The sequence below is a fragment of the Pseudomonas sp. 2822-15 genome, from assembly GCF_002742515.1.
GTDB lineage: Bacteria > Pseudomonadota > Gammaproteobacteria > Pseudomonadales > Pseudomonadaceae > Aquipseudomonas > Aquipseudomonas salomonii.
Window position 1 is genome coordinate 445,178 of record NZ_LJRY01000170.1, and the last position, 18,667, is coordinate 463,844.

Annotated in this window: 17 protein-coding genes; 14 read left to right on the plus strand and 3 right to left on the minus strand. The window is 52.4% G+C overall.

The window, feature by feature from the left end; translation table 11 throughout:
• The first annotated feature begins 477 nt into the window (after positions 1–477).
• The 14 genes from AOA59_RS08085 to AOA59_RS08150 all read left to right on the plus strand — a co-directional run bounded on the left by AOA59_RS08085 (position 478) and on the right by AOA59_RS08150 (position 13,859).
• Complete coding sequence (locus AOA59_RS08085; protein WP_099486764.1) at positions 478–1,452, plus strand: glycosyltransferase family 2 protein; 975 nt, start codon at positions 478–480, stop codon at positions 1,450–1,452.
• Between the two features lie 4 nt (positions 1,453–1,456).
• On the plus strand, positions 1,457–2,527 hold the full coding sequence (rfbB, locus tag AOA59_RS08090) for a dTDP-glucose 4,6-dehydratase (RefSeq protein ID WP_058422104.1): 1,071 nt from the start codon (positions 1,457–1,459) through the stop codon (positions 2,525–2,527).
• Entirely contained in the window at positions 2,524–3,420 is an 897-nt protein-coding gene (gene rfbD / locus AOA59_RS08095; protein ID WP_099486766.1) for a dTDP-4-dehydrorhamnose reductase, read from the plus strand. Before rfbB ends, rfbD begins: the two co-directional genes overlap by 4 nt.
• Positions 3,421–3,422: 2 nt before the next feature.
• Complete coding sequence (gene rfbA, locus AOA59_RS08100; protein WP_065929832.1) at positions 3,423–4,307, plus strand: glucose-1-phosphate thymidylyltransferase RfbA; 885 nt, start codon at positions 3,423–3,425, stop codon at positions 4,305–4,307.
• A complete protein-coding gene (gene rfbC / locus AOA59_RS08105) occupies positions 4,307–4,852 on the plus strand; it encodes a dTDP-4-dehydrorhamnose 3,5-epimerase (protein WP_065929831.1) in 546 nt (181 codons plus the stop codon). Before rfbA ends, rfbC begins: the two co-directional genes overlap by 1 nt.
• Entirely contained in the window at positions 4,852–5,670 is an 819-nt protein-coding gene (locus AOA59_RS08110; RefSeq protein WP_065929830.1) for an ABC transporter permease, read from the plus strand. Before rfbC ends, AOA59_RS08110 begins: the two co-directional genes overlap by 1 nt.
• Complete coding sequence (locus AOA59_RS08115; RefSeq protein WP_065929829.1) at positions 5,660–6,991, plus strand: ABC transporter ATP-binding protein; 1,332 nt, start codon at positions 5,660–5,662, stop codon at positions 6,989–6,991. Before AOA59_RS08110 ends, AOA59_RS08115 begins: the two co-directional genes overlap by 11 nt.
• Positions 6,992–7,068: 77 nt before the next feature.
• On the plus strand, positions 7,069–9,069 hold the full coding sequence (locus tag AOA59_RS08120) for a sulfotransferase (protein WP_099486768.1): 2,001 nt from the start codon (positions 7,069–7,071) through the stop codon (positions 9,067–9,069).
• A gap of 14 nt (positions 9,070–9,083) precedes the next feature.
• Positions 9,084–10,160: a DegT/DnrJ/EryC1/StrS aminotransferase family protein gene (locus AOA59_RS08125; protein ID WP_099486770.1), complete on the plus strand. Its 1,077-nt coding sequence runs from the start codon at positions 9,084–9,086 to the stop codon at positions 10,158–10,160.
• A gap of 65 nt (positions 10,161–10,225) precedes the next feature.
• The gene (locus AOA59_RS08130) at positions 10,226–10,894 is read left to right on the plus strand and encodes an acetyltransferase (protein ID WP_065929826.1); all 669 of its coding nucleotides are present in this window, start codon (positions 10,226–10,228) and stop codon (positions 10,892–10,894) included.
• Complete coding sequence (locus AOA59_RS08135; RefSeq protein ID WP_099486772.1) at positions 10,891–11,352, plus strand: MaoC family dehydratase; 462 nt, start codon at positions 10,891–10,893, stop codon at positions 11,350–11,352. Before AOA59_RS08130 ends, AOA59_RS08135 begins: the two co-directional genes overlap by 4 nt.
• Positions 11,352–12,308 (plus strand): glycosyltransferase, encoded by a 957-nt coding sequence (locus AOA59_RS08140; RefSeq protein WP_099486773.1) that lies wholly within the window; start codon positions 11,352–11,354, stop codon positions 12,306–12,308. The genes AOA59_RS08135 and AOA59_RS08140 overlap by 1 nt, the downstream gene beginning before the upstream one ends.
• Entirely contained in the window at positions 12,308–13,381 is a 1,074-nt protein-coding gene (locus AOA59_RS08145) for a glycosyltransferase (protein ID WP_065929824.1), read from the plus strand. Before AOA59_RS08140 ends, AOA59_RS08145 begins: the two co-directional genes overlap by 1 nt.
• A gap of 31 nt (positions 13,382–13,412) precedes the next feature.
• Complete coding sequence (locus AOA59_RS08150; RefSeq protein WP_065929823.1) at positions 13,413–13,859, plus strand: hypothetical protein; 447 nt, start codon at positions 13,413–13,415, stop codon at positions 13,857–13,859.
• A 93-nt stretch (positions 13,860–13,952) separates the two neighbouring features.
• Here AOA59_RS08150 and AOA59_RS08155 read toward each other — a convergent pair whose 3' ends face one another.
• The 3 genes from AOA59_RS08155 to cysD all read right to left on the minus strand — a co-directional run bounded on the left by AOA59_RS08155 (position 13,953) and on the right by cysD (position 18,660).
• Positions 13,953–15,146 (minus strand): acyltransferase, encoded by a 1,194-nt coding sequence (locus AOA59_RS08155; protein WP_256593034.1) that lies wholly within the window; start codon positions 15,144–15,146, stop codon positions 13,953–13,955.
• An 86-nt stretch (positions 15,147–15,232) separates the two neighbouring features.
• Positions 15,233–17,122, minus strand: coding sequence for a sulfate adenylyltransferase subunit CysN (gene cysN, locus AOA59_RS08160; RefSeq protein WP_099486777.1), 1,890 nt, complete (start codon positions 17,120–17,122; stop codon positions 15,233–15,235).
• Positions 17,122–18,660, minus strand: coding sequence for a sulfate adenylyltransferase subunit CysD (gene cysD, locus AOA59_RS08165; RefSeq protein WP_256593035.1), 1,539 nt, complete (start codon positions 18,658–18,660; stop codon positions 17,122–17,124). Before cysD ends, cysN begins: the two co-directional genes overlap by 1 nt.
• Positions 18,661–18,667: the final 7 nt, after the last annotated feature.

Here is an 18,667-nt window from a genome sequence, read left to right on the forward strand (position 1 = left end):
AAGGGTTGTTATGAGCGCAATAATGAAGTGGTTCCGGTACGTCATCCAGCACGTAACTGCCGCTATTGAGCGTTCGTTGATATAGATCAGTTGGTACGCATACTCGAAGTTGTCGACGCATCATAACTGAATATGAACTATACCTTTCGCGCTGATGACTGCGCAGTGAGTTGGGCGGTGCGCGCTGCCGGACGCAGTGGTGCGCAGTCGTTCGTCGGGCTAGTTGGCGGCGTTGGAACTTGGGCGTATCAGCGTTGTCCGCAGCCGGCCTGAAACCGTCGGTTGGCACGGCAAAAATGCAAGTGGCGGGCTGGCGGTGCAAGGCCCCATCTTAGAGCGCTGTGGCAGGTTCAGCATGCTTGACCGTCGGTCACAAGTAAGATTGCTCTTACAGTCCAATACTGTAATAATTCCGACCTTATTGCGGCCAATATCCTACCTCCCTGCAGGATATGTAGTACATCTCAAAGGGATATCGTGTCTATTTTCACATCGCGTAGCCTTTCCAATGCTCTGCCGAACGACGTTTGCCTGGCAAACGTCGCGGTTTTGATGTGCTCGTACAATGGGGAGACGTTCCTTGCGGACCAGCTCGACTCCATTGAGCGGCAGAGCTACCGTGGCTGGACGTTAGTCATTTCGGATGACGGCTCCAAAGATGGCTCCTCGGCGATCTTTCAGCAGTACTGCAATCGCTGGGGCAGCGACCGCTTGAGCGTGGTGCGCGGTCCGCAAAAGGGCTTTGTTGCCAATTTTCTTTCGTTGACGTGTCGCGCCGACATCCAGGCCGATTATTTTGCCTGGTGTGATCAGGACGATATCTGGAACGAAGATAAACTGCAGGTGGCCGTTGAGTGGCTGCAGAGCCAGCCTTCGGATGTGCCGGCCCTTTACTGTGGCCGCACGCAGCTGGTCAGTGACTCGGGCGTTGCACTGGGTTTTTCACCGCGGTTTTCCTTGCCTCCGCACTTCTCGAACGCACTCGTTCAGAGCATTGCGGGCGGCAATACCATGGTGTTCAATCAGGCCGCTCGCAAGCTGATCATGGAGGCGGGCGCGGATGTCGTCGTCCCCTCTCATGATTGGTGGGCGTATCAACTCGTTACGGGCGCGGGAGGTATCGTTCACTACGATCCCGAGCCTAGAATGCAGTACCGCCAGCATGATGAAAATCTGATTGGCAGCAACTCCAACTGGGCCGCACGCCTGGTTCGGCTGCGGATGATCTTTCAAGGACGTTTTTACGAGTGGAACGAACAGAACATTCGTGCCCTCGAAGCCATGGAGCATCGTCTTTGTGAAGAACATCGAACGACGCTTGCGCGCTTTAAAGGTGCACGCAGTCAAACGTTATTTAGACGAGTGCTGGGGTTCTGGTCTGCCGGTTTATATCGGCAGACGTTCATGGGGAACCTCGGGCTAATTTTTGCAACACTACTGAAAAAGATCTGACTCAATGACTATCTTAGTAACCGGCGGTGCGGGCTTTATCGGTGCAAACTTCGTATTGGACTGGGTAGCTCAGACAGATGAGCCGGTCATTAACCTGGATAAGCTGACGTATGCCGGCAATCTGGAGAACCTCAGCTCGATCGAGGGTGACAAGCGCCATGTGTTCGTACAGGGCGATATCGCCGATACCCAACTGGTCCAGCGCTTGCTCGCAGAGCACCAGCCGCGCGCGATCCTGAACTTCGCTGCCGAGTCGCATGTCGACCGTTCTATCCATGGCCCGGAAGACTTTATCGAGACTAACGTCGTCGGTACTTTCCGTCTGCTGGAAGCGGTACGTGCCTACTGGAAAGGCCTGGAAGGCGAAGCGCAGCAGTCCTTCCGTTTCCTGCACGTGTCGACTGACGAAGTCTACGGTTCCCTGGCCAAGGACGACCCCGCGTTCACCGAAACTCACCAGTACGAGCCAAACAGCCCTTACTCGGCGAGCAAGGCCGCGAGCGACCATCTGGTCCGCGCCTATCACCATACCTATGGTCTGCCGGTGCTGACGACCAATTGCTCGAACAACTATGGTCCTTACCATTTCCCGGAAAAACTGATTCCGCTGATGATCGTCAACGCACTGGCGGGTAAAGCGCTGCCGGTGTACGGCGATGGTCAGCAAATTCGTGACTGGCTGTACGTAAAAGACCACTGCAGCGCCATCCGCCGTGTACTGGAAGCCGGCACTGTGGGCGAGGTCTACAACGTCGGTGGCTGGAACGAGAAACCGAACCTGGATATCGTTCACACGGTGTGTGCGCTGCTCGACGAACTGCGCCCCCAAGCGGACGGCAAGCCTTACAGCGATCAGATCGCTTACGTGACCGATCGCCCGGGCCATGACCGCCGCTATGCCATCGACGCGCGCAAACTGGAGCGTGAGTTGGGCTGGAAGCCGGCTGAAACCTTCGAAACCGGTATCCGCAAGACCGTCGAGTGGTACCTGGATAACCAGGGTTGGGTCAGCAATATCCAATCCGGCTCGTACCGCGAGTGGGTTGAAAAGAACTACGCCGAGCGTACGGCATGAAGATCCTTCTGCTTGGCAAAAATGGCCAAGTGGGATGGGAACTCCAACGCAGCTTGGCCCCTTTGGGCCAAGTGCTGGCGCTCGACTCCAAAAGCCAGGACTACTGCGGCGACCTCAACGACCTGCAAGGCCTGGCCGCCACCGTGCAGCGCTTTGCGCCTGACGTGATCGTCAATGCCGCCGCCTACACTGCCGTCGACAAGGCCGAAAGCGAGCCTGCCCAGGCCCTGCGTGTGAACGCAGAAGCCCCGGCAGTGCTGGCCGCCGAAGCGCTGAAGCTGAATGCGTTGCTGGTGCACTATTCCACCGACTACGTGTTTGCCGGCACCGGCGACACGCCGTGGCTGGAAACCGACCCGGTCGGCCCGCTGAGCGTCTACGGTTCGACCAAGCTGCAAGGCGAGCAGGCCATCCAGGCCAGCGGCTGTGCGCACCTGATCTTCCGTACCAGCTGGGTCTACGCCGCGCGCGGCAACAACTTCGCCAAGACCATGCTGCGCCTGGCCCGCGAGCGCGACAGCCTGAACGTGATTGACGACCAGTTCGGCACGCCCACCGGCGCCGATCTGCTGGCCGACATCACCGCCCACGCTATCCGCACCCTGGGTTCGAACCCGCATCTGAGCGGGGTTTATCACCTGGCAGCAGCAGGCGAGACCACCTGGCACCGTTATGCCCGTTTCGTGCTGGAACAGGCGCAAGCGGCCGGCGTGCAGCTCAAGGTCGAACCGGCAAGCGTAGGCGCAATCACCACCGCCGCGTACCCCACGCCCGCCCAGCGCCCTGGCAATTCCCGACTCAACACTCAAAAACTGCAGAATGCCTTCTCACTGCGCTTGCCTCAATGGCAGGACGGCGTGGCACGGATGCTCGTAGAAATTCTAGAGAAATGAACATGCTAAAACGTAAAGGCATTATTTTGGCCGGTGGTTCAGGCACCCGTCTGCACCCTGCAACCTTGGCGATTTCCAAGCAATTGCTGCCTGTCTACGACAAGCCGATGATCTACTACCCGCTGACCACGCTGATGCTGGCGGGGATTCGCGACATTCTGATCATCTCCACGCCGCAGGACACCCCGCGTTTTGAACAGCTATTGGGTGACGGCAGCAACTGGGGCTTGAATATTTCCTACGCCGTACAGGCGTCCCCGGATGGCTTGGCGCAGGCGTTCATCATTGGCGAAGACTTTATTGGCAACGATCTGTCGGCGCTGGTGCTGGGTGACAACATTTACCACGGCCACCACTTCAACCAATTGCTCTCAAGTGCAATGGCGCGTGAAGAAGGTGCCAGCGTGTTTGCCTACCACGTGAATGACCCTGAGCGTTACGGGGTTGTGGATTTCGATGCGCAAGGTAAAGCGCTCAGCCTGGAGGAAAAACCTCTCAAGCCGAAATCGAACTACGCCGTTACTGGCCTGTACTTCTACGATCAACAAGTGGTTGATATTGCTAAAAGCATCAAGCCTTCACCCCGTGGAGAGCTGGAAATCACTGACCTCAACCGCATTTATCTTGAGCAGGGCAGCCTGTCTGTAGAAATTATGGGTCGCGGTTATGCATGGCTGGATACCGGCACGCACGAGTCTCTGTTGGAAGCGAGCAGCTTCATTGCCACGCTTGAGCATCGCCAGGGCCTCAAGGTGGCCTGCCCGGAAGAAATCGCTTTCAGGCAAGGATGGATTGGTAGCGAGCAGCTCGAAAAGCTTGCTGCTCCGCTTTTAAAAAATGGCTATGGCCAATACCTGCAACGTATTTTGCGAGAGAAGATTTACTGATGAAAGCCACACCATTAGCCATATCTGACGTCGTATTGTTTGAGCCGAAGGTATTTGGTGATGATCGTGGCTTTTTCTTTGAAAGCTTCAACAGCGCGCAGTTTTCAGCAGCGGTTGGCAGAGAAGTCACGTTTGTTCAGGACAATCACTCGCGGTCGGTGAAAAACGTATTGCGAGGGCTGCATTACCAGGTCCAACAACCGCAAGGTAAGTTGGTGAGAGTCGTTGCGGGCGAAGTATTTGATGTTGTAGTCGATATCCGTAAATCCTCGCCCACGTTCGGCCAGTGGGTGGGGGAGGTGTTGTCCGCAGAAAACAAGCGTCAGCTATGGGTGCCTGAAGGGTTTGCCCATGGCTTCGTCGTGCTCTCGGAGTTTGCAGAGTTTCTGTACAAGACCACGGACTATTATGCCCCTGCACATGAGCGCTGCATCGCGTGGAACGATCCGGCGTTGGGCATTCGCTGGCCGGTGACTGGAGAGCCAGCACTTTCTGGTAAAGATCAGCAAGGCGCACTGTTAAGCGATGCTGAGGTGTTTGCCTGATGCAATTGCACTCGATATCCCCTAAGGCGCTCGTCAAGAGCGTTTGGAGCAATCGCAGCTTGATCAAAGCCATGATCAAGCGGGAAGTTATTGGCCGCTACAAAGGTTCGTTTCTGGGGATCTTTTGGTCTTTCTTCAACCCGGTTTTGATGTTGGCCGTTTATACGTTCGTGTTCAGCGTGATCTTCAAGGCGCGTTGGAGTGGTGGCACTGACTCAAAGACCGAATTTGCTTTGGTACTGTTCGGTGGCCTGATGGTTTTCAACCTGTTCGCTGAGTGCGTTAACCGCGCACCCGGGGTGATTTTGGCGAACGCAAACTACGTGAAGAAAGTGGTATTCCCGCTGGAGATTCTTCCTTGGGTAAACCTGGGTTCTGCGATGTTTCATTTCGTGGTCAGCCTTAGCGTTTGGTTGATTGCCTACCTCTGCCTCTTTGGGGTGCCGCACCTAACGGCATTGATGTTGCCGATCATCATGCTGCCTTTGATATTTCTTGTGATGGGGCTCTCCTGGGGCTTGGCCTCGTTGGGCGTGTACCTGCGCGACGTTAGCCAGTTCATCGGCATTTTGACGACGGTATTGATGTTCCTGTCGCCGATTTTTTATCCTTCCAGCGCCTTGCCCCAGCAGTACGCGCATATCCTTTTGCTCAACCCGCTCACGCCGGCGGTTGAGGGTGTGCGAGACGTGTTGTTTTGGGGACGGCTGCCCGATATGAAGGTGCTGTCCTTATATATGGCGGGGTCGGCATTATTTGCATGGTTAGGCTTTGCCTGGTTTCAAAAGACGCGGAAGGGGTTTGCTGATGTCCTCTGATATAGCTATTCACGTTGAGGGCCTCAATAAGTGCTACCACATTTATGACAAGCCTCATGACCGATTGAAACAGATGCTGATGCGCGGTCGCCGCCAATACTTCAAAGAGTTTTGGGCGTTGCGTGACGTGTCGTTTGAGATCAAGAAAGGCGAGACGGTCGGTATCATTGGGCGTAATGGCAGTGGTAAGTCCACATTGCTGCAGATGATCTGCGGCACGCTTAACCCTACCAGCGGCACTGTCCTGACCAACGGTCGAATTGCCGCATTGCTGGAGTTGGGCGCGGGGTTCAATCCCGAGTTCACCGGCCGCGAAAACGTCTATATGAATGGCGCTATCCTGGGGTTGAGCGAAGACCAAGTCGACGCGCGCTTTGAAGAAATTGCCTCGTTCGCAGATATCGGCGACTTCATCGAACAACCGGTCAAAACTTACTCCAGCGGTATGTTCGTCCGCTTGGCATTTGCTTCGAATATCATGTCCAAGCCTGAAATCATGATCGTCGATGAAGCGCTGTCTGTAGGCGACATGAACTTCCAGGCCAAATGCATGACCGCATTGACCCGTATCCAGGACAACGGCGCCACGATCCTCTTCGTCAGCCATGACGTAGGTTCGGTAAAAAGCCTATGCTCACGTGGTGTTTATCTTGAGCGCGGCAAGGTTGTAACGGTCGGACCGGCAGCGGACGTTGCTGAGCGTTACATCCGTACGATGCAGGAAGAAATGAACGCCGAGCATCGAAAGCAGGCACGTGTGCCTGGTCTTCCGAATGATATGGCTGGACAGTCAAGCCAGCAGATCACGCCTAAGGATGAACTCAACTTCAAACGCTCCCAAGAGTTCGAGACCAGGGTGGCGCAATTCCGCTTTGGCAGTGGTGAAGTAAAGTCGACCTGCGTTGAGTTGGTCGATACCGATGGTAATGACTTGGTTTTTGTTGAATTCAACCAAGATGTGGTCGTTAAAGTGTATTTTGAAGCCTATGCCGAAAAAGAACTTTCAGTCAATATTAGTATTTTTGATGACAAGAAAAACAATATTATCGGCTGCGGCTTTCCACACATTGATCAGCCTTATCTAGTCACTAAGCAAGGCTCGAGATATTTGGCGGAGTACGCGCTGAAATTGCCGCTGCAGGAAGGCAATTACTCACTGCGAGTGAATATTTCATCGACCATTGTCGAGAACGAAACTGCTGAGTTTATTGACGTCGTCAGTGATGCAGTTGTATTCAGGGTAGGACGTTGGGAAAAGGCCAGGGTGTGGTCAAAAGTGCACGGATTCTCGCAGCTGAAATTGCATGAGTTTGAGGTGTGATATGCCGAAAAGTCCGCGTCTGAACGGTTTTCCTGTTTCAGCGTACCCAATGACGTCGCACGTTGATTATACCGAATATGAATAACGCATTTATAATTGGTACCGGCCGTTGTGGCACAACGTATCTGGCACAAGTACTCAATGCACATTCACAGGTGTGTGTTCCACCTGAGATGCAGTGCATTTTTGAGTACGATACGAACGGCAGTCGATTTTATGAAAATATTGCATTGGGCGCGATAGGGGATGCAGCGGTCGCAGCGGATCTGCTCGAGCGTTGCTGCCCCCACGACCTTGCGCGGTTTTTCAATTATCGCGAGTACTGCGAGGGATTGAAGTATCCGCTGCGTTCGATGCAGGATTTTTTTGCTGGTTATTATGATGCGATTGCTAAATCCCATAATAAAAAAATACTGATCGAGCAAACGCCTTGGTACGGTCAGCGTTTGGACATCATGACGCGGGTGTTTCCCGACGCCAAGTTTATACATGTCGTAAGGGATGGCAGGGACGTTGCGCTGTCGTTTGCACGTACGCCGTGGTGGTTCAAAAAGGCCGAGCTGAATCTGGCACGCTGGGCGAATGAGATCAAAAAGATAGCTGCGGATGCGGCTGCCTTGCTGTCTGCCGAAAACTACCTGGTTGTTAAATACGAAAACCTGGTGGCCGACACGCATGCTGAAGTGTTGCGCATCTGTAATTTTCTGGGTATTACCCTGGAGTCCTCTCAGTTGGACCCGGCAGGTTATATAGACTACGACAGCTATTGCCGATTCGATATGGAGAATCTTTCATCCACGGCGTATTTGAACTGGAAGAAAGGCAAAGGCTCTTCATCTTCTTTTCAAGGCAGTGCCTACGCGTGGAAGAAAGATAAAGTCTCGCAGTTTCAGAATGTTCCTGAACGCATCAAAGAGTCGTTGACTCTGTTCGGTTACGACGTTTCCGATGATGCAGATGATACGCAGCAGAGCCAGTCTTCCAATTATAACGTGAAGGTCTATCTAGCGACGCTGGAAGCAAAGGTGGCTGATCTTTGTGAAACAGTCGCAGGTAGAGAGCTGACAATCAATGATCAGTCAGTGCATATTCGCAGTATTGAATCAGAGCTATCGATACGCGCCCAGCGTATTGCAGAATTTGAGCAAGAGTTAACCGCACGTGGCCAGCATATAGCGGGTCTGGCCAGTACGATTGATGATCAGATCAAGCACATCACCGGGCTCGACAGTGAGCTGTCGAATCGCGCCAAGCGGCTTGCCGATTTTGAGGCCGAGCTGAAGGCGCGCACGCAGCATATCGCGGGTTTGAACCAGGCCATTGAGGACTTGACGCACTCCATCGAAGATCACGAGGCCGATCGGTTGGCCCATATCCGCCAAGAAGCCGACATGACTGTCGAGTTGTCAGCGCGAGGCGAACATATATCCAATCTTAATCAGCTCATTGATGACCAGACAAAATATATTGCTGAACTGGTGGCTGAGCTGGCGATGAGAGCGGAACAATACGCTGCATATGAAGCTGAAGTCATCGCATGTGCTGAGCGTAAAGCGGTGTTGGAGAAAGCGTTAGTCGACCAGGCACAACAGGTTCAGCACCTCGATGCCGAACTCTTGCTATGTGGTGAACGGTTGGCTGAATATGAAACCGCTGCTGCCTCGCTAAAGAGTCACCTCGCTGAACTTAACGATACTGTGAGCGCTCAGGAGCAGCGCATCCATAAGCTGGATGCTGCTCTGTTGAACGCTGGGGATCAACACACGTTGCTCCAACAGGCTTTGCGGTCACGTGAAGACGATATAGCCAAGCTCGATGCGAACGTCAATCAGCAGGCAATACAGATCAGTGAGTTGTCGGCCGACCTGTCTAGACGCGTAGACCATATAAATGAATTAGAAGAAGAAAAAGGTGTTCAGAACGCTGAAATTCGCGCACTGGAAAATAATATTCTGACACAGCAAGCCCGTATCATTGAGTTAACCACTGACGCTCTACGCATGAAAGAAGCTCTTGATCAACTGAATGCGTCCTGGTGCGGCAGGCTTCAAGCTTTTCGGCAAAAACTTCATAAATAATTTATCGGAATATTATGAACATCACCGTAACAAAACCATTCATCCCGCCGTTCGCAGAGTTTCAGAGCTATCTGTCTGGTATTTGGGCGCGAGAATGGCTGACCAATAACGGACCGTTGGTTAATGAGCTTGAAATTGAGCTGAAGAAAAATCTCGGTGTCGAAAAGCTGTTGTTCTTGAGTAACGGTACTGTCGCCCTGCAAATTGCGATCCGTGCCTTGGACCTGAAGGGTGAGGTAATTACCACACCCTTCAGCTACGTGGCGACGACCTCAAGCATTGTATGGGAGCACTGCTTGCCGGTGATGGTTGATATTTGCCCAGACACTCTGAATATCGACCCCGCTAAGATTGAAGCTGCTATCACGGATAAAACATCCGCGATTCTGGCGACCCATGTGTTTGGTAACCCATGCGATGTCGAGGCGATCGAGGCTATTGCAAAGAAGCATAATTTACACGTGATTTATGACGCCGCGCACGCGTTCGGTACAACCTATAAGGGCCGCTCGTTACTTGCATATGGCGATATTGCCACCTGCAGTTTTCATGCAACAAAGTTGTTTCACACCATCGAAGGTGGTGCCGTCGTTGCGAACGACGCTAAATTGATCAAGCGCTTGGCGATGATGCGTAACTTTGGGCACTCTTCCGCGACTGAATTTGGCGACATCGGTATTAATGGCAAGAACTCCGAAGTGCATGCGGCCATGGGGCTGTGTAACTTAAAGTATGTGGACAGCATCCTTGCGCAACGCAAGCTACTTTCGCAGCGCTATCTTTTGAATTTGAAAGAGTGTGGATTTTCGTATCAAAAAGTGGCTGATGATACGGTTTATAATCATGCCTATTTTCCGGTTATTCTGGAGAACGAGGCAGCGGTGCTTGCCGTGCTCGAGTACTTAAACCTTCATAGTATTTACCCGCGTCGCTACTTTTATCCGTCGTTGTCTGAACTGCATTACGTAGAAGGGCAATCTGCGCCGATCGCTGAAGATATTTCCCGTCGTATTATTTGTTTGCCGCTGTACCACTCGCTGTCCCTTGAAGAGGTTGACATGGTGTGTGTATTGCTCAAGCAAGCATTCTGATCGCTCGGCACAGTGTTCGATAACTAGAAGTCAGTAAGAATTTTTTGTTTAGGGAGGGGAGCAAGATGAACACATACGGAATAGTGGGGGCAGGTGGCTACGGTCGAGAGGTTATTCCCCTTGTGGCTGCTCGCTTCAAGGAAGCGCTTTCTTCTGGCAGCGCCAAACTCTACTTCGTCGTGGAGGGCGCCGTAGAGGAATCTGAGATCAACGGATACTCTGTTATTTCTCTGGATGAGTTTTTGAGTCTTCCTGGTAACCGGTATTTTAGTATTGCCATTGGTCAGTCCGCAGTCAGGGAGCGAATTGCCGCTCTTTGCGAGGATCGTGGTGCAGAGGCATTCTCCGTATTTGCTGAAAATACCGTCATCCTCGATGCGAATGAAATTGCTGAAGGTGCGGTGCTTTCTCCTTTTGTGACAATTACTTCGAATGTGAAGATCGGTCGGCATTTTCACGCCAATATCTATTCTTACGTTGCCCACGATTGTGTCATTGGTGACTTCGTTACCTTCGCGCCATCGGTAAAATGCAACGGTAATGTCATTATTGAAGACCATGCTTACATCGGTACGGGGGCTTCTATTATTCAAGGTAAGAAGGGCAAGCCGTTGACGATTGGTCGTGGTGCCGTAGTGGGCATGGGCGCGGTAGTGACCAAGAGTGTAGCTGCTGGGGTGACGGTTGTTGGTAACCCTGCACGCCCACTCTCAAGAGAAGGATTGAGGAAGTGACAAGCATCAGTGGACACAACTTCGGTGGTTTGACTATTGATCAAATTGAAGTCGGCATGCAGGCTTTTTACTCCCACACCGTGACAGACGCCGATGTGAAGGCTTACGCAGGGTTGTCGGGTGATAATAACCCTGTGCATATGAGCGAAGAGTACGCAGAAAAGTCGCGATTTAAATCGCGTATTGCGCATGGCCTCTTTTCGGCCGGGTTCTTTTCCGCGTTATTTGGTACGCGCTTGCCTGGACCTGGGTGTGTCTACCTCTCGCAAAATCTTCGATTTAAGAAGCCTGTTTATCTGGGTGATACAGTCGTGGCTGAAATCTGCGTGACAAGCATTAATACCGCCAAGAAAATAGTGTCTTTTGATACATCGTGCAGTGTAAGAGGTAAGATCGTGATTGAGGGTGAGGCGGAAATTTACATTCCACGTCCTTCCGCCCGCTTGGAGAAAGTATAATGGAAGCTGTAACGTTTAAACTCTCTATTTTGTTGGTGACTTACAATCACGAGAAGTATATTCGTCAAGCGCTTGAAGCGCTGTTTAAGCAGGTTATCAACGGGCCGCTGCAGCTCGTTATTGCCGATGACGGCTCCAGTGATAATACGCTGAATATTATCAGGGAATTTGAAGGTACGGACCCACGGTTTACCTTTAAGTTCTTGGTCAATAATGGAAACTTGGGGATTACCAAAAACTACCAGCGGGGCTTCTCTGAGTGCTCCGGTGAGTATATTGCTGTCTTGGAAGGCGATGACTATTGGGTTAGCCCGAAGAAATTAGCAAGTCAGTTAGAGTTTCTTGAGCAGCACTGGGAGTGTTCCTTATGCTCGGTAAACTATCTGGTTTATGAAGAAGACCGCTCTCAGTTTACGCCTAGAGTGCCTGTTAGTTCGTCTTATCGCATCATTGGTGCCCGTGATCTGATCGCCGATAACTTGGTCGGCAACTTTTCAACGTGTATGTACCGCAAGAGCGCGTTGGACGAACTGCCACCTGCGTTGTTTGAAATGCGCTCTTATGATTGGATTGTCAATATCTGCGTCTCGCGGACGAGCTTGATCGGTTTCCTTGAGGAACCTATGTCGGTTTATCGCCTGCACTCGAATGGGGTGTGGACGCAGACTTCGCATATTAACAAGCTAAAAATTCAACTCGAAGTTATCCCCGCGTACAACGCTTTGACGAATAACGTATTTCATCTTGAGTTCGAAGTGTTGGCCAGTCGTTTGCGTCATGTGATTGCTTCGTCGCAGGTCGAAAGTGCTGTAGATGCGGTGGTTCAACCCGTCGTTAAGGCGTTGCCGCGTTTCATCGATTATATCCCTAACTTTATGATGCGCTTCTTGCGTGCGGTGATGCCTGACCGGTTCAAACGTATATTGCTCAAAGCCTTGTATAGGGAGAAGGTTTGATGAAGCCTACTGTATCCGTGATTATGCCGACGTATAATCATGCTGCATTTGTAGAGCAAGCTATCGCCAGCGTGCTTGCCCAGCGTGATGTCGATTTTGAGCTGATCATTTCTGATGACGGTTCAACGGATGGAACTCGTGAGGTTGTGGCCGCCATCAAGGATGAACGCATAACGTTTTTTCCTAATACGGTGAACCGTGGCGCCTGTGTGGTCACTAATGAGTTGATTAGTCACGCGTCTGGTGAATTCATCGCTCTTATTAACTCAGATGACTTTTGGGCCGAAGATGACAAGCTTGCCTATCAAGTAAATATCTTGCGCGAAAACCCGAAGATAGGTGCTTCTTTTGGTCGCGCGCGTTTTGTCGATAAAGCTGGCGAACCGATGGATAAAGCCTCCTTCCCGACAGGCTCGGTTTTTGATCAGGAGAATCGCTCGCAAGGATTGTGGTTACGTCGGTTTTTTGATCTGGGCAACTGCATTTGCCACCCGACTATGTTGATAAGGAAGGCGTGTTATGACGAGCTGGGCTTGTACAGTAACAGAATGCGCCAGCTGCCGGATTTTGAGATGTGGGTTAGGCTGGTCAAGCGATATGATATTCACATCTCTGAGCGAACGCTGATTAACTTCAGAATTATGCCGGGGGAGAATGCCAGCAGTCAAACTGCGAGTAACTCTATTCGAACAATTAACGAACACTACTTGATGGCTGAAACCTTCTTTGATGATGTTTCTGCCGAGGTATTGATTCAAGGGTTTGAGGATGTTCTTGTTTTCAAGGATGTCCCAACCAAAGAGCATCGGGATATCGAAAGTGCGCTGTTGTTGTTTAACTACAACCAGTGGCTAGGTGCGCCGTACAGAATGATAGGGTTGTTGAAATTTAATGGTCTTCTGAACAGTCCTGCTCACTTTGAGGTCTTGCAAAGAGATTATAAAATTGACGATCGTTGGTTCCAGGCGCAAATGGGCGATATCGATGTGCTACGCCCGAAGGTTGTGGCGATGATAGGTGAAAAAACCATTGGGCTCAGGCGAGTACTTAAAAAACTACTGAATTTTAAGTAACAGCTCATATTTCGATTTAAAGGAGAGTTTTATGCGTTATCTGTACCTTCCTGTGTTTGCAGTATTCGGCTTGTTGGCGGCTTGCGACAGTGGTAAACCTGCTGGCGTTGTGGCCAATGACTTTTGCTCGTTCGACAGTCCCGTGACGGCGACTACGCTTCAGACTACCGAGCCTTTTGAGCCTTGGGGTTGGGCTTACAATGTAAAAGCGGGCAGTATTCCGAAAGATGTGTCGATTGAGATCGTCTCGGCTTCGAATGACGTTGCTGCTAGTGCGCCCCTGACACGTTCCGCTCGCCCTGACGTTGCTAAAGCTTTTTCCAAGCCGGAGCTCGAGATGTCTGGGTTTGTTGGCAAAGTGGATGTCAGTGGGTTGGCTTCCGGTACCTATACTGTGAAGATCATTCAACAGGAAGGCACTACCCGCTACGTATGCAGCAGCCCTGTAAAATTGAAGTTCCACTCGGCCAAAGGCTGATTCTTGGTCAAAAAAAACACCTCGAGAGTATCGAGGTGTTTTTTTATGCCTGCTGATCAGGCACTGCGCCGTACGGTTGGGTTGTGCCGCCGATCAGACGGGCGCCCGAACGGTAGTCGGATGGAGTGCTTTGGTCTGGTTTGGCGAAGATGTCTGCATGAAGCGCTTCTCTACCAGCAGATAGGAGGCGGTGGAGAGTATTGAAGCCAGCGCCAAGGAGCCGCCCGCGACGAGGTAAAACTGCACCATGGTCAGTTCACCAGCGCCTATGATGTACCGGTCAATAACCGCGAACACAGCAAACAAGGTCATTGCATGGAGTAGGTAAAAACTGTAGCTGACAGTACCCAGAGCGACAAATAAACGCGTAGCGAGAATGCCCGGGCGCGATATAGCAAGTGCTGCGAACAGTGCTGAAACAGTCAGCCATTGTTCCAGGCCATAATTGGCTTTGGCTCCAATACGGTAGAACATCGCAATGACGATTGCGAGCGCGATAAGGCCTGCGACAATCCGGGTTGAATGTTTGAATTCTTTGCCGCTAAAAAGCGCGCATAGGGCGCCAGGGATAAAGAATGCCCATGCGCTGGCATCGTTCAGATATAAGTCGATGAAAGCAAATGCAATAATTGCAGACAGTGATTTTTTACGATCATGGCATACCGCAATGTAGACAATGGGCAGGACGAAGTAAAACTTCCACTCGATTGCGAGTGTCCAAGCGACGCCAAGTAGGCGTGAAAAATTGAAGCCATTAATTGTAGGCATAGGTAATAAGCCGAAGCCAAAAATAGCGGGGACTGCAGGAATAATATCGCTTGTTTTTTGCACTAGCGGCCAAGAGAACCAAAGCCCGATGATTGATGCTATCAAACCAGCGAGGAAGAATGCGGGAACAATTCGACGGACTCTTTTGGCATAGAAGTCTGTCCAGTCGATGGGGTTTTTGGAAAAGATCTTTCCTGCAAATAAAAAGCCTGTTATGCAGAAAAAGACCTGTACACCAATAGCCCCGAAAAAGGACAGTATTGAGCTGTCGACAAGATCAAAGTAAAAAACTTTTGGAACAATCACCAAATTAATTAAGACCAAGGGCGCATGATTGAGTGATACCAATGCTGCTGCTACTCCACGTAATCCGTCCATCCATCGTGTTTTAGGATGCGCTTGTGGTATTAGCGAAGGTATTATTTTTTGTAAAAAAAACATCGGCGCAAGTGCGCATACGAAAGCAAAAATAAGTAATGCAATTAACTCTGGGGTGTGCGCGACGTAGAGGGTGGGCATGATACATGTTGGCCTGTTTATAATTTTGCGAAGCTTAACATACCTGTTTTTCAATAGGTATGCGGTGTCAAGCCCTCAGCAGATCTTTATTTGTTTATGTGCTGCATCAGCTTGCTAACGGCACGGTTCAGTTCGGTCTGAGCGGCATCAATATTCAGGTCAGCTTCGATCGGAGCTTCATAAGGGCTGCCCACCCCTGACAGGTTCGGCAATTGCCCGGCCCTGGCCTTTTTATACAAGCCTTTCACATCCCGCTCTTCACACACTTCAAGTGTTGTACTGACGTACACCTCTACAAACCGGTCCTCACCAATCAGTTCTTTCGCCATTTGCCGCTCTCTCCTGAACGGCGAGATAAAGGCCGTCAAGACGATAAGCCCGGCATCCATCATCAGTTTGGCCACTTCGGCGATACGCCGGATATTTTCCACGCGGTCCGCATCGGTAAAGCCCAGGTCTCTGTTCAGGCCCTGGCGCACGTTATCGCCGTCGAGAATATAGGTGCGATAGCCTTGGGCATGCAGTTCCAATTCCAGCGCGTTGGCCAGCGTTGATTTGCCCGACCCCGACAGCCCGGTAAACCAGATGACTTTGCCTGGGTGGCCATTGAGCTTTTCCCGGTCTTTACGGGTAATCGAAAGGGCCTGTCGGTGCACGTTCTGCGCCCGCCGCAGGCTGTGGTTGATCAGGCCTGCCGCGACGGTGGCGTGGGTGACGCGATCCACCAGAATGAAGCTTCCCAGGGTCCTGGACTGTTGATAGCTGTCAAATACCAGGGGTTTGCTGGTTGCCAGGGTGCAGACACTGATGTCATTCAGGGACAGATGGCGGCTGGCATCACGGGCAAGGGTATTGGTGTCGATGCGATATTTTATGTTGGTGATTGAAGCCGATGCCCATTGCGTCGCCAGTTTGATGTCGTAGCTGCGGCCGTTGAGCCCTGCGTCTTCGTTCATCCAGATCAGCACGGCTTCAAACTGGTCGGTGACCTCCAGCGGGCTTTGACTCAGGGACAGTATGTCACCGCGTGACACGTCGATTTCCTTGCTCAGTGTCAGCGTAACGGCGTCTGGGGCAGTGGCGCACTGGGTGGAGCCGTTCATGCCGATAATGTCGGTGACCGTAGCGGTGTGGCCCGAGAGGCTTGCGCGCACCTCATCGCCGACGCTGACCTGACCTTCTGCCACACAGCCGCTGAACCCTCGAAACGAGGCATCCGGACGATTCACCCATTGCACCGGAAATACCAGGCGCTCGGACGCAGGCGTAGCCATCTCAAGGGTTTCCAGGCAGCCCATCAGGGTCGGGCCGTTGTACCAAGGCGTGTGAGTGGAGCGTTGGGTGATGTTGTCACCCTTGAGCGCGCTGAGGGGGATCGGGATGATCTTCTCGAACCCCAGGCTTTGGGAAAACTCGCGGAACTCGTCGGTAATCTGGCGAAAAACGCCCTCGTCGAACCCGATCAGGTCCATCTTGTTCACGGCCACGACCACCTGGCGAATGCCCATCAACGACACCAGGTAGGCATGCCTGCGGGTTTGCGTCAGCACGCCCTGGCGGGCATCGATCAGGATCACCGCGACATCGGCGGTCGACGCCCCCGTGACCATATTGCGTGTGTACTGCTCGTGGCCTGGAGTGTCGGCGACGATGAACTTGCGTTTGGCGGTGGAGAAAAAACGGTAGGCCACGTCGATAGTGATGCCCTGTTCACGCTCGGCGGACAGGCCGTCGACCAAGAGTGCGAAATCGAGATCCTTGCCCTGGGTGCCGTGTTTTTTCGAGTCGGCGTGCAGCGCCGTCAGTTGATCGTCGGTGAGTTGCCGTGCATCCCACAGCAAGCGGCCGATCAGTGTGCTTTTGCCGTCGTCGACGCTGCCGCAGGTGATGAAGCGCAGCAGGTCCTGGTCACCCTGTTGCGCCAGAAAGGCTTCGATCGTTGCATCAGTGGCGAGCGCAGTAGGTTCGAGTGCCATCAGAAATAGCCCTCCTTTTTCTTCTTCTCCATGCTTGACCCGCTGTCACTGTCAATCGCTCGGCCTTGTCGCTCGGAGCGGGTGGAGCCCAGCAATTCAAGGATGACATCGGCGGCGGTGAGGGCGTTTGACTCCACCGCGCCGGTCAGTGGGTAGCAGCCCAGGGTGCGAAAACGCACGTTGCGCGCTTCAATTTTCTCGTCCGGGAGCAACTTCATGCGTGAATCATTCACCATAAGTGCCACGCCATTACGGATAACGACAGGCCTTTGTTTTGCGAAATAGAGTGGGACCAATGGGATGTTTTCCTGGTGGATGTATTGCCAGATATCGAGTTCTGTCCAGTTGGACAGCGGAAAAACGCGAATGCTCTCGCCAGGATTTTTATGGGTGTTGTAGAGGTTCCATACCTCGGGACGCTGGTTTTTTGGATCCCATTGATGGCTTTTGCTACGGAAGGAAAACACGCGCTCCTTGGCGCGGGATTTCTCTTCATCGCGGCGTGCGCCACCAAACACCAGGTCAAATTTGTACTTATCCAGGGCTTGCTTGAGGCCTTCGGTCTTGGTCAGGTCGGTGTGCAGCGCCGAGCCGTGGTCAAATGGGTTGATGTTCTTGCTGATCGCCTCGGGGTTGATATGCACCAGCAGGTCCATGCCGCTTTCGCGCACCATGAAATCGCGGAACATGTACATCTCCTGAAACTTCCAGCGCGTGTCGACGTGCAAGAGCGGGAAGGGCGGTACAGAAGGGTAAAAGGCTTTGCGGGCCAGGTGGAGCATGACTGCGCTGTCTTTGCCCATCGAATACAGCATGGCTGGGTTTTCGCATTCGGCCACCGCTTCGCGGATGATTTGCACGCTCTCTGACTCAAGTCGCTTGAGATGAGGCGTGAGCGATTTTGCCGGGGAATGTGGCGCGCGCAATGGGCTTTCGTCGAGTACCGGGGCATAACTGAGCAGCCCGAGTTCGACGCTGGCCGGCGGGCAGGCTTGCCTGCAAATGGCAGTGAGACGTCCGCTGGGAAACACGACGATGTATTTGCCAATGTGGGTCTGCAAGCGCTGCAGGGCATTGGCCAGTGCCTGGGAATCAAGCGGCACCGGTCCGAGGGGCAGCCAGTAGCGTGCGCCCCTGGCGTCATTGGCGTGCAAACAGTCTTGGCCGTCCGGTGTACGGAACAATTGCGCGAAGATCACCAGCTTGCGCTTGGCCCGCGCTCTTTCTATATCCCAGGCCAGCACGACAGGGGTCGGTGGGCGTCCCCACTCATCTTCAAGGGTGTGCGCCGTGAGTTCGGCGGGCAGCAAGCCCAATTCGTGCAGGCGGCGCTCGGCCGTGCGTTTGGTGTCGGCTTGTTCGAGCGCATGAAGGTGTTGATAAGCCGAGTGCGTATCCCATACAACGGGGGCATCCAAGCCGAAAAAGTCTGGGTTGGGCATGATGACCTTTGTCGCATTTTGCGAATTTGTCCATTTGTGCGGCGTAAAATACATTATTTGTATTTTTTTGTTATGTGTTTTGTTTATTTTTTGCAAATAGCGA